The sequence below is a fragment of the Aeromonas sp. 159 genome (genome assembly GCF_963862045.1).
In the GTDB taxonomy this organism is placed as follows: domain Bacteria; phylum Pseudomonadota; class Gammaproteobacteria; order Enterobacterales; family Aeromonadaceae; genus Aeromonas; species Aeromonas veronii.
Map to the genome: position 1 here is coordinate 33,192 of NZ_CAWLMI010000082.1, position 14,236 is coordinate 47,427.

General features: G+C 60.5%; 12 protein-coding genes. 1 reads left to right on the forward strand and 11 read right to left on the reverse strand.

Features of this window, described 5'->3' with window-relative positions:
- Positions 1–88: 88 nt before the first annotated feature.
- From AACR14_RS14015 to AACR14_RS14025, 3 genes are all read right to left on the reverse strand, one after another.
- Positions 89–1,051, reverse strand: coding sequence for an ion channel (locus tag AACR14_RS14015; RefSeq protein WP_019446618.1), 963 nt, complete (start codon positions 1,049–1,051; stop codon positions 89–91).
- Positions 1,052–1,120: 69 nt separating this feature from the next.
- The gene (locus AACR14_RS14020; protein WP_005361691.1) at positions 1,121–2,767 is read right to left on the reverse strand and encodes a tetratricopeptide repeat-containing response regulator; all 1,647 of its coding nucleotides are present in this window, start codon (positions 2,765–2,767) and stop codon (positions 1,121–1,123) included.
- Positions 2,768–2,926: 159 nt separating this feature from the next.
- The gene (locus AACR14_RS14025; protein WP_019446619.1) at positions 2,927–3,973 is read right to left on the reverse strand and encodes an FAD:protein FMN transferase; all 1,047 of its coding nucleotides are present in this window, start codon (positions 3,971–3,973) and stop codon (positions 2,927–2,929) included.
- A gap of 335 nt (positions 3,974–4,308) precedes the next feature.
- Between AACR14_RS14025 and azu the strand changes: the two genes are divergently transcribed.
- Positions 4,309–4,749, forward strand: coding sequence for an azurin (gene azu / locus AACR14_RS14030; RefSeq protein ID WP_019446620.1), 441 nt, complete (start codon positions 4,309–4,311; stop codon positions 4,747–4,749).
- 114 nt (positions 4,750–4,863) lie between these two features.
- Here the strand turns inward: azu and AACR14_RS14035 are convergent, their stop codons facing one another.
- From AACR14_RS14035 to AACR14_RS14070, 8 genes are all read right to left on the reverse strand, one after another.
- Positions 4,864–5,421, reverse strand: coding sequence for a HutD family protein (locus tag AACR14_RS14035; protein ID WP_019446621.1), 558 nt, complete (start codon positions 5,419–5,421; stop codon positions 4,864–4,866).
- A gap of 85 nt (positions 5,422–5,506) precedes the next feature.
- Positions 5,507–6,166 carry a YceH family protein gene (locus AACR14_RS14040; RefSeq protein ID WP_005337766.1) on the reverse strand — a complete coding sequence of 220 codons (660 nt, stop codon included), beginning with the start codon at positions 6,164–6,166 and terminating at the stop codon, positions 5,507–5,509.
- A 138-nt stretch (positions 6,167–6,304) separates the two neighbouring features.
- The gene (locus tag AACR14_RS14045; protein WP_019446622.1) at positions 6,305–8,443 is read right to left on the reverse strand and encodes a diguanylate cyclase domain-containing protein; all 2,139 of its coding nucleotides are present in this window, start codon (positions 8,441–8,443) and stop codon (positions 6,305–6,307) included.
- On the reverse strand, positions 8,440–9,633 hold the full coding sequence (locus AACR14_RS14050; protein ID WP_019446623.1) for a sugar ABC transporter substrate-binding protein: 1,194 nt from the start codon (positions 9,631–9,633) through the stop codon (positions 8,440–8,442). Before AACR14_RS14050 ends, AACR14_RS14045 begins: the two co-directional genes overlap by 4 nt.
- A 162-nt stretch (positions 9,634–9,795) precedes the next feature.
- Positions 9,796–10,011, reverse strand: coding sequence for a YdcH family protein (locus AACR14_RS14055; RefSeq protein WP_005337763.1), 216 nt, complete (start codon positions 10,009–10,011; stop codon positions 9,796–9,798).
- Positions 10,012–10,288: 277 nt separating this feature from the next.
- Entirely contained in the window at positions 10,289–10,900 is a 612-nt protein-coding gene (locus AACR14_RS14060) for a hypothetical protein (RefSeq protein ID WP_005337761.1), read from the reverse strand.
- Complete coding sequence (locus AACR14_RS14065) at positions 10,897–12,258, reverse strand: MATE family efflux transporter (RefSeq protein ID WP_019446624.1); 1,362 nt, start codon at positions 12,256–12,258, stop codon at positions 10,897–10,899. Before AACR14_RS14065 ends, AACR14_RS14060 begins: the two co-directional genes overlap by 4 nt.
- 121 nt (positions 12,259–12,379) lie before the next feature.
- Positions 12,380–14,203, reverse strand: a complete 1,824-nt coding sequence (locus AACR14_RS14070) for a SulP family inorganic anion transporter (RefSeq protein WP_005361668.1) — start codon at positions 14,201–14,203, stop codon at positions 12,380–12,382.
- Positions 14,204–14,236 lie beyond the last annotated feature (33 nt).

A 14,236-nucleotide genomic window follows, 5' to 3' on the forward strand; every position in this document is an offset into this window, starting at 1 on the left:
CAGGAACCGGATTGTATATGTATACATGAGGATTCCAAGCAGCACATGAGCCTTGATCACAGCCTCGCAGTAGGATCGTGGACAGGTTTTAGCGGGTCATCTTCTTGACGAAAACCACCACAAACAGCGCCAGCGTAAAGCTGCCGGTGAAGGCTTCGAAGGCGGCGAAGATCCTGGAGAGCCCGACCGGAGTGAAGTCGCCGTACCCCAATGTGGTGAAGGTGACCACGCTGTAGTAGAGGCATTCGAGCAGGAAGATGGCATTTTGCTCGAGCGGGGCACCGGGTTGGTAGATGAGGTGCTCGCCCTGAAAATGCAGTCCGCAGAAGAAGTAAAAAATGCTGCAGATAAAGATGAGCAGCAACGAGAAGAGCACCACCCGCATCGGGGCCTCGCCATAGCCGCAGAAGAGATCGACCACCCAGGAGGTGAAGCGCTGGGTCGACCAGAACGGCAGTTGCAGGCGGCGCATGGTGAGCTCCTGCTGGATATAGTTGCCAGACATGGTGAAGATCCCCTGTGCCTCGGAGGCTTTGCGCAGATCCCGGTAGGTCTCTTCCGCCTCCTTGAACCAGATGCGCGCCTGTTTGGGATCCTGTTCGCGGCGCCCCTTGCGATCCTGCATCACCCGTTTGCCGGTCTGCATGTTGTCGAGCCGGGTGTTGTGCCAGCGGATGCCGAGCAGGTTGACGTCATCGAGGGTAGCGCACTGGAGGTTGGCATCACTCAGATCAGCCTTCATCAGGCTGCCGCCCTTCATGCGCAGGCCGTAGAGGTGACCACCGCGCAGGTTGGCGCGATAGAGGTTGCACTGCTCCAGCAAAAATCCCTGATCGGACTCCTTGTTGACCAGATTGAGACCCGCCAGATTGGCCCGTGACAGCTGCAGGCCGTGGCAGAGTCCGCCTGCGCGAACGTACTGTTCAAGCGCCTCGGCGCTGCGGGCTTCCTGATGGGTATGGTGGGGATCATGCCAGTGGCAGAGATCGTGATCGCCAGCCTCTTCACTGCAGTGGCGGCCATCGGCCACCAGATAACGACACATCGCCATCTTCGTTTCCCTCGCATTGCCGAACTGGTTTCAGCATAGGCGGGGAAAAGGGGGCGCGGCGGCGTCGTCTTAGCTGAACTGGTTGAACTCCTGACGCAGCTTGCGAAAACGCTCCTGCTGGGCCGGGTTGAGGGGGATGCCGTCGAGCACGTCCAGGGTGTCTTTGCACTCGGCACCAAACTCCGGGCTCTTGCGGTTTTTCTGCATCAGTTGCAGCAGCACCTGGATCTTGTTGAGAGCCGCACCGGTATTGGCGGGGGCGCGGCGCAGGGCCTCGCGAAAATGACCGAGGGCCTGCTCCAGCTCGCCGCTCTGATAGGCCTTGATCCCCAGATCGTTGAGCTGCTGGTAGCGCTGACGCCGCTCCAGCACTGTCTTGTCATCGCGGGTTGCCTGAATGCAGGTGGTGAGCAGCCGATCTTCGTCCTCCGCCAGCAGCCCTTGCAGGCTTTCGGCATATTCGAACTCGCCGAGCTGGTAGAGGGCGAGGATGGTCTCACCAAGCAGGGCGGGGGGCATGGTGGCCGGTTCATCGAGCCAGTTCTGGTTGGCGCGATAGAGCATCTTCTTGCCCTTGAGCAGCTCCCCCAGCGCAATCTGCACCCGGGCCTGACAGATCTGCTCGAACACCGGGTAGTTGAACTCCGACATCATCAGCGAATCGCGGATGCGCGACAGGGCAGAATTGACCTGCTTTTGCAGGTTGGCGATGTGGTAGCTGTCGTTGCTGTTGAGGGCGTAGAGGGTCAGGGTCTGGATATAGGCCCCCAGATAATGGGGCGTGCGATGGATCGAGTTGCGCGACAGGTCGATCAGCGACATCAGCACATCCTTGGCCTGGGCGTAGTCGTGACGCTGCAGGCACACCTCCGCCAGCCGACGGGAGAGTTGCACAGACTGGGGGGAGATATCCACCGCCCGTCTGAGCTCCTGCTGCGCCTGCTCGTCATTGCCAAGGGCCAGCAGGGATTCCGCCAGCCAGAGGTGAGCCTCCACCATCAGCGGGGTATTTTTGAGGGTCGCCTGCAGATGGCTGACCGCCTCTTCGTGGAGCCCCAGGGTGTTGCAGGCCTTGCCCAGCGTCAGGCGGGCCCAGCTGTTCTCCTGCCCGGCCAGCAGCTGGCGCATCAGGGCGCGCGCCTCCTGCGCCTGACCCAGCTTGAGGTGGGTATCGGCCTGCAGGCAGCGGCAGTAGTTGGCAAAACGGGGCACCGCATCGGCCCGCTCGGCACAGGCGGTAATGAGGGCTGCCAGATTGTCATCGGCCAGCGCGGTAAAGACGCTGGCCAGGGCGTTGCGCCGGGCGAGGGCACGCTTCAAGCGAAACGAGAACTGCTCTTGGGAGAAAGGTTTCATCAGGTATTCGTCGGGCTCGGCTTCCAGCGCGCTCAGTACCATGGCGCGGGAGCTGTCGCCACTCACCATGATCACCACGCTTTGGGGCGGGATCAGGTCTTTGTCGCGCAGGCTTTCGAGCAACTGGCGGCCATTCTCGCCAACCCCGAGATCGTAATCGATGAGATAGATGTCGAAACTGCCCTTCTGGCAGCGGCGCCGCGCATCCTCGGCGGTATTGGAGTAGGTGATGTTGCTGATACCCAGATTGAGCAGCATCGCCTTCATCATCACCTGAAACGAGCGCTGCTCATTGACCATCAGAATGCGTTGTGGCTTGGCTGGGCTCTTTTTTTCTGGCTCTTGTTCAGGTGTCTGCATCTGTCTGGGTCGAGGCGCTACGGGCTGATGGGAGAAAGTGTGCCACCAAAGCGCCCGAAGAGGCAATTGGCCAAGTTGTCGATTGCGAACCATCTCCGTTTGTCCGCCTTTTGCCCGCGATGAGTGAAAGAAAAAGGCCCTGTTGCCAGGGCCTTGAACTCAATGTTTTTTCTCTGCCAGATAGGGAGCAAATTGCGGCGTGTACTCGGCTTTGAACCCCTGTTCGGTCTTGATGATGAGATAGACCGCCAGCTGGTGTTGTTTGGCAAATGCCAACCCCGCTTCAGGCCCCATCACCATCAGCGCGGTATCGAGGGCATCGGCCTCCAGTGCGGTCGGGGTGATGACGCTGGCGGAGACCAGCTTGTGGGTGACCGGCTGGCCGGTGGCGGGGTCGATGATATGGGAGTAACGCTGGCCATCCAGCTCGTAGTAGTTGCGATAGCTGCCCGCTGTGCTGAGCGCCATGCCGTTGGGGATGACGATATCGGAAAACGCTCCCGGCTGATCGGAGGGTTCGACGATGGCCACTTTCCATGGCGAGCCCTTGCTGTTGTTGCCCTTGCTGCGCACCGCACCGGCCACTTCGATCAGGTAGTTGTGTACCCCCTTGCCTTCGAGCAGGGCGGCAATCTCGTCAGAGGCGGCCCCCTCGCCAAGGGTGGATAGGTCGAGATAGAGATCCGGGATCGTTTTTTCGAGCAGGAAGTGATCCCCCTGCGGGGTCAGGGTCAGCTTGTCGATGCCCACCTTGTGGCGGGCGGCGGCGATGGCTGCCTCATCGGGCCGCTTGACCGGCCGTTTGTCCGGGCCAAAGCCCCACAGATTGACCAGCGGCCCGACCGTGACATCAAGCTTGCCATTGGTCAGGTGACCTGCATCAATCCCCTGCTGGACTATGATGGCCATGGCGGGCGGGATGGCAAACGGGGTGTTGGCGGGTCCCTGATTGAAACGGGAGATGAGCGAACCCGGATCGTAGGTGGAGATCTCCTTGTTCATCCGGGCCAGCAGGCTCTCTACGTCGCTTTTGAGGGAGGGCTCCCCACCGGGATAGCTATCGCTCAGGGTCACCACATAGTAGGTGCCCATGGTCTTGCCCTGAATACGGGTCTGGGCAGGCGGGGTGGGCTGGCAGCCGGCCAGCGCCAGCAGCAGGGTCAGCAGCAGGCCGCGCAGGGCCGCCACGGGGGTTATCGCAATCATCCGGCGCTCTCATCTGGAGAAGGTTCATATCGGGGCGCTAGCTTAGCCAAGGGGCGGCCTTCGGGCGAGCCCTGATAGGGCCAATCGGAGGTAAAAGGGCAGAAAAAATTAAACATTTTTGAACCTGTGGTGGGAGTGGGTCGTATCGTCCCTCCGTGAGGGAGAGAGTGGCGAGTAGATCACCGTCTGGTGACTTGGCCCGCAGCTTTGGCCAAAAGCCATAGCCGATTGAAGACAATTGAGTAAAATGAAGGTCGATTTTGACGGCATCTTTGCGAAGCGTTCACCGCATCCGCCAAGTCGTTGCCATCCATTGCCAATCAAAGGAGAAGATGATGAAAAAGGCGATTACCCTGCTGTTTCTGAGTACCCTGGCTGCCCCCGTGCTGGCGGATGAGTGTGCACTGGTCATCGAAGGCAATGATGCCATGCAGTACAACCTCAAAGAGATGAGCGTGCCGGCCACCTGCAAGGAGGTGACGGTCACCCTGAACCACACCGGCAAGCTGCCTGTGACCGCCATGGGTCACAACTGGGTGCTGGCCAGCACCGCCGACTATCAGACCGTGGCGACTGCCGGGATGAGCGCCGGGGCCGAGAACGGCTATCTGCCCAAGGATGATCCCCGTGTGCTGGCTCACACCAAGCTGATCGGCGGCGGCGAGAGCAGCAGCGTGACCTTCAAGACCGACGGTCTGGCGGGCAAGGATCTCACCTTCTTCTGCTCCTTCCCCGGCCACTTCGCCATGATGAAGGGCTCCTTCAAGATCAACTAAGGTGCTGACTGGCACAAGCCGGTTGCCTCAATAGCAAAAGCCGGGATTTCCCGGCTTTTTCATCTCTGCTGTTTGTGTGTGGCGTGGCATGACTGCACACCGCCGACTTTTGCGCTATTTGGCCTGCAGGGTAAAGAAGGCGATGGCGGTCTTCTTCTGGCATTCGAAGTGAATGCTCTCTTCCCCGGTCACCACCAGCGTTTCGTTGATGGCCACCTCTTTGCCCTGCACGGCCAGCTGGCCGCTCAGCAGGTGACAGAGGTAGGTTTTCTCTGGCTCGAGGGTAAGGGTCAGCGGGAAGGGGAGGTTCAGCACCCGCACGTTGGCGCTGATGCGATCCGGGTGGTAGATAAGCCCCAGATCGGTCACCTCTTTTTTCAGCAACTCGCAGTGGGTCTCCTCATCGCCGCTAAAGTGCGCCGCCTCGAAGGTGGCGTAGGGGTGACCATTGAGCACAAAGCCAGCCCCGCTCACCGGCAGCAAAATGCGCTGATAGCCAGGAAAGGGGGAGAAGGGGCTCGCGCTCTTGATGGGGGCCGAGCTCAGTCGATAGTCAAAGTCGAGTTTGGCAAGGCTGCTCCCCTTGGGGGAGATGAGGATCTGGCTGGTAGTGCCCTGCTGGTTTTTCCAGGGCATCTTCTGGTGGTCAGACTCTTTAATCAGGGTGATCACGGGCACTTCCTCACGATAAAAAAACGCAGGGAGCCGGGGACATCAGCCCCGGCTCCCTGATAGAGATTGGCGATGGTAAAGGCGATCAGCCCTGACCATCCAGAGCGGCCAGCCGCGCTTCCATGGCGGCGAGACGGCTCTTGAGCTCGCTCACTTCCAGCTCCAGCTCGCTCAGACGGTCGGCGGCAGGGGAGGCATAGGCCGCGGCGGGGGCGGCATCCATCATCGCCTGAATATCCACTTCGCCGCTAAACAGGTGGGCGTAGCGGGATTCGCGCTTGCCCGGCTCGCGTGGCAGCTTGACCACGTAGGGGCCACGCTCGATGAGCTGGGTCAGCACCGCATCCACCTCGGTGACATCATCGAAGCTGCAGAGGCGGTTGGTGCGCGAGCGCAGCTCCCCCGGGGTTTGCGGGCCGCGCAGCAGCAGTTCGCAGACGATGCCAAGCTCCTGGGCACTGAATTTCAGCTCGCCAAATTCGGTGTTGCAGAATCTGTGCTGATAGCGGGGCACCCGGGCGTTGAAGCCGGCGGTGTTGACCACCAGCCGCTTGCGGATCAGCTCGTCCACCACGGCGCGGATATCGAGCTCGGAGAGCTCCAGCACCGGCTCGCGGTTGCTCTTCTGGTTGCAGGCGTTGACCAGTGCATTAAGGGAGAGGGGATATTGATCCGGGGTGCAGATCTCTTTTTCAATCAGACAGCCGATGACGCGGGCTTCCAGCGGGCCAAGTACTAACTCCATTTCCTACTCCCTTCCAAATCGAGACATCAAGAGCCCCTATCTTAGTCATGGTCCGCGCCGCGTCTAGCGTTGCGCGCCATTTTTGCGAGCTGATCAGAGCGTTGGCGAAAGGCTCGCCAACGCCAGAGGTCTCCGCTTTTAGCGCTGCCCCTGATAGAAGCGCGCTTTATTGGCATACATGGCGTCGTCCGCCACCCGGCTCAGCTCCGCCAGCGGGGTCTGGTCGCTGCTGCTCCAGCCGATGGCAAAACGCAGCGGGAAGCTGTGCTCCCCATGCTGCACAATGGCGTGCTGCTGGCTTGCCTCCAACCTGCCTGCCAGCTGCTGGCTGGCGAGGTGATCCGCCTCCGCCAGCAGAACGAACTCGTCGCCGCCGATGCGGAAAATCTTCTCATCCTGACGGCAGAGGGTGCGCAGCTGGCGAGCCATCTGGATCAGCAGGGCGTCGCCAGCCTCGTGCCCATACTGGTCGTTGGTACGCTTTAGGCCGTTGAGGTCGAGCATGAAGAGGGCGAGGTGACGCTCCGGATGGCGCGCCAGCACTGCTTGATAGTGGTGGAAGGCCTCTTCGAACGCCTGCCGGTTGGGCAGCCCGGTGAGGTTGTCGGTGCGGGCGACCCGCGCCAGCTCATCGGTGAAGAGGCGCCCCTCGATGCCCACCGCCAACTGCTTTGCAAACAGCCGCAAGATGGCCCTGTCTTCGGACTCCAGCCCTTCGGCGCTCACCATCAGATAACCAAACAGCACGCCACTTTGGCTACCGGGCAGAGTCATGATCTTCCAGAGTGCGTTATCCCACTGGCATTCGGAGTGTTTAACCTCCTCATCCATCAGTTGAGCCAGTTTCTCCTGCAGGGCATCCCGCAAGGGGGCATCGACCCCCTGGGTCAGGGAGTAGTGAGGCTGGCCATCGCGGCGGATCACCAGCCCCCAGCGGTGGCCGGGATAGAGCTGCGAGAGTTGCAGCAGGGCGGAGCTGGCCAGCTCGGCAATATCGATATCCAATTGCTGGTGCAGACCGAACTGCAACCAGGATTGCAGGATATGGCGGCTGCGCTCCTCCCGGCTCAGGGCCGAGCGCAGGGCGGTCGTTTGCGAGGCGACCTCTTGCTCCAGTTCGTCGTTGAAGCCGAGCAGCCGCTGGTTGAAGGCCTCTTTCTCGCTATTGGCCTGTTGCAGCTGTTCATTTTGTTGATAGAGCGCCCGCACCTGATCCGAGATGGTGCTGGCCATCTCCTGCAGCAACTGGCGCACCTCGTCGTACTCCACAAAGCGCAGCGGCGCCTGCCGTTGCTGGTAATTGCCCTTGCCATAGCTGCGCACCAGCGCGGCCAGCGAGCGCAGCGGTCGGGTGAGCCAGCGGGTGAGCCAGACGCAGCCGATGGCCACCAGCAGCAACATGACGGCGATGCTGACGGTCAGCAACTGCTGGGATTTATTGAGCTCGCTGACCCTGTCATTGCTGTAGCTGTAGAGGGTGATGGTGGGGGTGATCTCCTGCTCCAGCTGGGACCAGCCAATGGCCAGGGGCTGCGCCATCTTGCTTGGATCCCTGTCATCCATGGCGTTGGCGCTCTGGTGAGCCCCTTCATAAAGACGGTTCTCGCCCTGGGAGATCACCAGATATTCGCTCCCCTTGAGATAGGGTTCCAGCAACTGGGCCATCTGCCGCCAGGGGAGAATGGCCATCACGAAGCCGGAAGGGGTCTGCATCACCCCAGCGCGCTGGTGGTTGCGATAGATGGGGGCCACCAGCGCCAGCCCGCCGCTGCGGTTTTGCTCCATGTCGTCGACCAGTACGGGATCATTGACGGGGAGCAGCAGATGCTTGCCCTGTTTCGCCTCGCGGGTCTTGCCCCAGGCCATCAGCTGCGGCATCAGGTTGCTCGTCTCGAGGTGGGAGGCCTGGCCATTGATGTACTCCACCACCAACCCCTTGTCATCGATGAGGTAGGCCGAGGTGATCAGGCTGTTGGATTTGACAAAGGTGGCCAGCGCCAGCCGGGCATGGCTGGAGAAGAGAAAGTTGTCGAGGGCCTGATGGAGTACCCGATCCTGGCTGAGCTGATTGAGCTGGGTGCCGATCAGCTCGCTGCGAAAGCGGGCCTCGCGGGTCATGCTGGTGAGGGCCCGCTCCAACTGCGATTGCTCGCTCTGGGCGATGATCTGGTGCTGGCGGATCAGCAACACAGTGCTGGCCAGCAGCGCCGGCAGCAGGGCGACGGTGAACAGGATGATGATGAGGGTCGGTCCAAGCCGAAAGGTGCGATGTTTCATGGTGCTTTGACCTGCCGGTACTGCTGATCGGCCAGCTGCTGCATATAGCGGGCGGTGTCGGCGGCACTGATCCCCTCTTTAAAGCGCTCGAACCCTTTCTCCATCGCTTGCCAGGCGATGGACATGGCGCTGTCGGAGGGCATGGGGGTACTGAGGGTGAACTGTTCCAGCAGCACTTTTTCCTGAGGCGTGGGACGGCGGCTGATGGCGGTAAAAGCCTGCTGATTGACCGGCAGCAGCGCTCCCTGATGATAGATGAACTGCTGAATATCCTGACGCTGGATAAAGGCCATCAGTGCCTTGATGACGGGTTGCCGATCCTCATCATCCATCGCCCAGCGGGAGGCTCCCATTACGTAGGCGCCGCTCATGGAGTGCATGGGATGGCTTTGCCAGCGGGGCAGCAGGGCGACACCCAGCTTATCCCCCATGTTCTTCACCAGATCGTTGAAGGCCCAGTCCCCATTGATGAGGTAGGCGCTCTTGCCCTCATTGAAGCGGGCGAGGGCGGTGTCATAGTCGCACTCGGGATCGACCCACTGTTCGCTGACGACGGTGCGGTAGGCCTCCAGCGCCTGCACCATGGCCGGGCTGTCGAGGGTGATGTGCCCTTCGGTCACCGGCGAGCCGCCAAAGGTGTGTAAAAAGGCGGCGAAGTAGTACATGTCGTGATAGGGCCAGCTGACGGGGTAGACCCCCTTGGCCTTGAGGGCCGGGGTGATAGCAGTCAGTTGCTGCCATTGGGTCACCGGAGTCGAGACCAGCGCCTTGTTGTAAAACAGCATCAGATGGTTGCCCTGCATCATGGGCATGCCCCAGCGTTGCCTATCCAGGGTGACATAACGCAAGGCGCTGGCCATCAGCGCGGGGGAAAACCACTCGGCCGGGAGGGTGGCGAGGGTCATCTGGCGATAGAGGCCGATAAAATCGGAGGGGATCAGCATCAGGTCGGGCAGCCCCCTGGCCTGAGCTGCCAGCAGGAGATCCGCCTTGATCTTGCCCGGCTCAATCTGGGTGACCCGCACTCTGTGGTTCCCCTCCTGATTGAAGCGGGCGATCACGTCGTCGATCACGTAACCGGCTTGCTGGGAGTGCCACAGCTCCAGTTCAGGCTCCTGAGCCTGCAGGGGGTGGCTCAATGTGAACAGGCAAAGCAGCAAGAGATGATAAAAAGATCGTTTTTTGCTCATGTTATCATCACCGTTATTCCCTGAATTCCAAGGAAAAAATGTAACAAACTACCAGCAAGATCGGTAGGCTCGGGTGTCAACTAATTGACTGAAACAACAAAAAGCCCGGCGCGTGGGCCGGGCTGGGGGATAAATTGCTTATCCGCATATTCTTCGAGGCATCTATTGTGGATGTTGTTTGAGGATGTCGTATATCTCCTCTTTCAGTTTGAGTTTCTGTTTTTTCAGATCTCTCACCTCGGCGCTATAGTCGCTGGCGTGATGCTTTTCCAACTTTCTAATCTCCGCATCCAGGTCGTTGTGCAAGTCAAACTTCTTCTGGAAATGGACATCACTGCTCTTCAGTTTCGAGATGAGTTCTCTGTACTCTGGGAACATGTAATGGAGCCTCCTTGGTTTCGTTTGATTGTGCCTGTAAGACCAAAGCTACCCCTTAGTGCCGGGGATAAATGTGATCCTGATCGGATTTGGGGGCAATGATTTGGAGTATTCGGCGGGATATTTATAACTTGTTGAATCAAAACAAGATAAGTGATTTGTCAATCTGAATGGTGAGCCAAACTGTGCGACAAGTCACAACAGGGGCTGTGTTGGCGTGAGGGGGCAGGATCAAAAAAAGGGGCCGAGTGGCCCCTTTTTATGGATGCAGGCAACGTTACTCTTTCTCTTCGTCCGCCTGCTCTTTTTTCTTTTTCTTCTCGGGCAGCGGCTTGCCGTCGCGGTGGATCACCTTGCCCGCCTCAAAGCCAATCTGGGCCGCCAGCTCCTCCAGATCCGCCGACTTGGCCTGATCTCCGATGGCGTAGCGATAGTTGGCGATGGAGAGTTTGTCAGCCACCGGCGTGCCCGGGACGATAGGCTCGCGCCAGCCCTGGCCGATGTGGGCCACCAGGGTGCCGTTCATCAACAGCTCGCCGACGATCTCCTGGGTCGGATTGCCCTTGCCGTAGGTGAGACCCTGCGGGTGCTTCTTGCCGACCAGTGGTTCGTTGCTGGCGGGTATCAGCTTGGTGCGGATCAGCCACTTGGGCTTTTTGGTGTTGCCCACCGCCTTGCCGGTCTGGTACTCGTTGATCTTGATGGTCTTGATCATCTGGGCCATGAAGTCCTTGGTCAGCGCCTTCTGGGCGTCGCTGGTTTCATCGATGGCGATGGGGGCCACATACCAGGTCTGGGTGGCTTGAGCCTTGGGAGCGGCAGGGGCAGTTTGCGCCATGGCCAGGGGGCTGAGCAGGATGGCAGCCAGCAAGAGTCCTATCTTCTTCATTGTGATTCCGCTTTTGTTTCAACAAGAATTTTGTTTTGCCAGCGACGACTGCGCCAGCGCCAGAACATGGCCAGACCGCGCACCCACTCGTCGCAGGCCAGCGCCAGCCAGATACCGACCAGTCCATAACCCTGCATGATACCGAGGAAATAGGAGAGTGGCACGGCAATTCCCCACATGGAGAGCAACGCCATGTAGAGGGGGAAACGGGCATCCCCGGTGGCCCGCAGGGCATTGATCACCACCAGATTGAAGGTGCGGCCGGGCTCGAGGATAAGGCTGATAAGAAACAGTTGCGCCACCTGGGTAATGATGTCGGCATCATCGGTAAAGAGGCTGATGATGGTGCGGCCATTGAGGGCCGCCGCTACGGCGATGACGCAGGTGACTGCCAGCCCTAGCTTGAGGCTTTTGAGCAGTTGCTGATAGGCGCGATCGAACTGTCTTGCTCCCGCCAGATGGCCGATGATGATCTCGTTGCCAAGGCCGATGGAGAGGCCAAACAGCAGGATAAACAGGCAGATCTGAAAGAAGTAGGATTGGGTCGCCAGCGCCTTGTCACCCAGCAGTCCGACAAAGGCTGTCACCACCATAAACTGCAGCATCCAGGAGAGGTTCTCCCCTGCCGCCGGCAGGCCGATATGGAGTACCTTGCCCAGCATCTCCCAGCTGGGGTGGACGATATCGCGCACCACCAGTCGAATGCCGGTCTTGCGGGCTACCAGCCACACCAGCAGCACCACGCCGATCAGGCGGCCCGCGACCGTGCTGATGGCGACACCGGCGACGCCAAGCTGGGGCAGGCCGAACCAGCCGTAGAGTAGCAGCAGGTTGCCGACGAAGGTGATGAGGTTGACGATCAGGGTCACATACATCGCCTGACGGGTGTGGCCGTGAGCGCGCAGGGTGGCTGCCAGACAGAGGGCTGCCGCTTCCGGCAACAGGCAGAGACCGATGATCTGCAAGTAAAGCGTCCCGTCGCTCATCAGGTTGGCAGGCAGGTTCATCAGCGCCAGCATGGTGCTGGCGCCTGCCATCACGCCGATGGCGGCCACCAGACCGATCAGCAGGTTGAAGCCGATAGCGGTGTGGATCACCACCCGACTCTTCTCCCGATCGCCTGCCCCCAGATACTGGGTGATCACCACGCTGGTACCGATGCTGACGAAGCTGAACAATGTGATGGCGAGATCGAACACCTGATTGCCGACCGCCAGCGCCGCCACTCCCTGATAGGAGACGTGACCCACCATGAAGGTGTTGAGGGCACCGGTCAGAAAGTGCAGGGCGAGATCGATAAAGAGCGGCCAGGTCAGCGCAAATAGCGTGCCCGGGCCTGCGTGGGATTGAGATTGCATGGCATGTCCAACAGCTGGGAGGGCACGGGGGAGTGCCCTCTGGGGGCGCATTTAACACCAAGGCCAAGGCCGGTGCAATCCTTGTGCAGGATTGCACCGGCCAGGGGAGCAGGCCAAGGGATCAGGCAGGCGTGGCGCCCGCCTCCTGTTCGCTTGGCAGGGTGAGGCGAGCCGAGTCGGGCAGGGCATCATCCTGCGGCCAATTCGAGCGGATGGCATCAGTGGTGCTCTCCACCACCGCATCATCCTTGAACACCGGCTCGCGATAGCAGCGGGTCAGGCGCAGCGCCTGATACATGTCGGGGCAGAGGATGATCCCTTCATCGCCCACCCGCACGCCCGCCTGCTTTAGCCAGTGGGTCATCTGGCCGTGGCGACCCGCCATCACCATATGGATGCCGCGCCGTTTCAGCTCCTTGTGCAGCTCCCCCACCATGCTCATCACGCTGATGTCCTGATGGGTGAAGCAGGCGACCGCATCGATCACCAGGCACTTGGGGGCTCGGGGATCCTGCACCAGCAGGGCCAGCACCCGGCGCTTGAAGTAGGGAGCGTTGAAGTAGGTGAGCGGCGAGTTGAAGCGATAGACCAGAATACCCGGGATCGCCTTGGCCTGTTCGTTGTCCCCCAGGGTACGCACTACCCCCTCGTCATCCATGCCGAGCAGCTGGTCGGTGGGGCGCATCACATTGCGCAGGAACTGGAACAGCCCCAGCAAGACGGCAAGGGTGATCCCCGGGATCACCCCCATAGTGAGCACGCTGATAAAGGTGACCAGCGCCAGCCAGAAGGCGGAGCGATCGGAGTTACGCAGCGCCCACAGTCCGCGAAAGTCGGTGAGCGAGAGTGAGGCCATTACCAGCACCACCCCGAGGGCGGCGGTCGGGATGTATTTGAGCGGCGCCGTCAGATAGAAGGTGATGAGGGCGATCACTGCTGCGGCGATGATGGAGACCAACTGGCTCTTGCCGCCGTTGGCGTCGTTGACCGCGGTGCGCGAATCCGCGCCGCTGATGGCAAAACCCTGGGAGACTGCGGAGGCGAGGTTGGCCATGCCAAGGGCCCGAAACTCCTTGTCCGCGTCGATTTCGTAACCGTTTTTGGCTGCAAAGCTGCGAGCGGTCAGCATCATGGAGACGAAGCTCACCATGGCCAGGTTAAGGGCGGGCAGCACCAGCTCCCGCATCAGGCCGGGAGGAAATTCCGGCATCTGGAAGGCGGGCAGGCCGGAGCCCACCGTCCCCAGGGTAGCGATATCAAACTGGCCGAGATTAAAGCCCCACACCAGCGCAGCGGTCACCACCATGGCCACCATGGAGGAGGGCCATGCAGGTTTGTAGCGCTTGGCCAGCAGCAGGGTGAGCAGGGCTACCAGACTCATGGCCAGGGTCGGCAGATGGGTCTGGGTGATATAGGTGGCCCCGCTGGCGATCCGCTCGATGAGGTAACGTTCGCTGAAAGTGAAACCGAAGATCTTGGAGAGCTGGCCCACCATGATGGTGATGGCCACACCATTGAGCAGCCCCATCAGGATGGGTCGGGAGAGAAAGTCCGCCAGCACTCCCAGCTTGAAGCGGCTGGCAATCAGGCACCAGAAGCCGGTCATGGCGGTCATGGTCATCACCAGTTGCCAGTGACGGGTGGGGTCGCCTGCGGCCAGCGGCGTCACCACGGCGGCGATGACCGCACAGGTGGCGGCATCAGGGCCGACGATCAGCTGGCGGGAGGTGCCAAACAGGGCATAGACCAGCATGGGCAGGATGCAGGAGTAGAGACCGACGATGGCACCCACCCCGGCAAGCTCGGCATAGGCGATGGCGACGGGCAGCGCCACGGCCGCCACCGAGAGTCCGGCGCGAAGATCTGGCATCAACCAGGCGCGCTGGTAATGCAGCAGGGCGGCGAGGCCCGGTAGCCAGCGTTCGAGAGAGAAGAAGTCGCGCATTATTTAACCCATTGAGTTACAACCAGCTTTTCC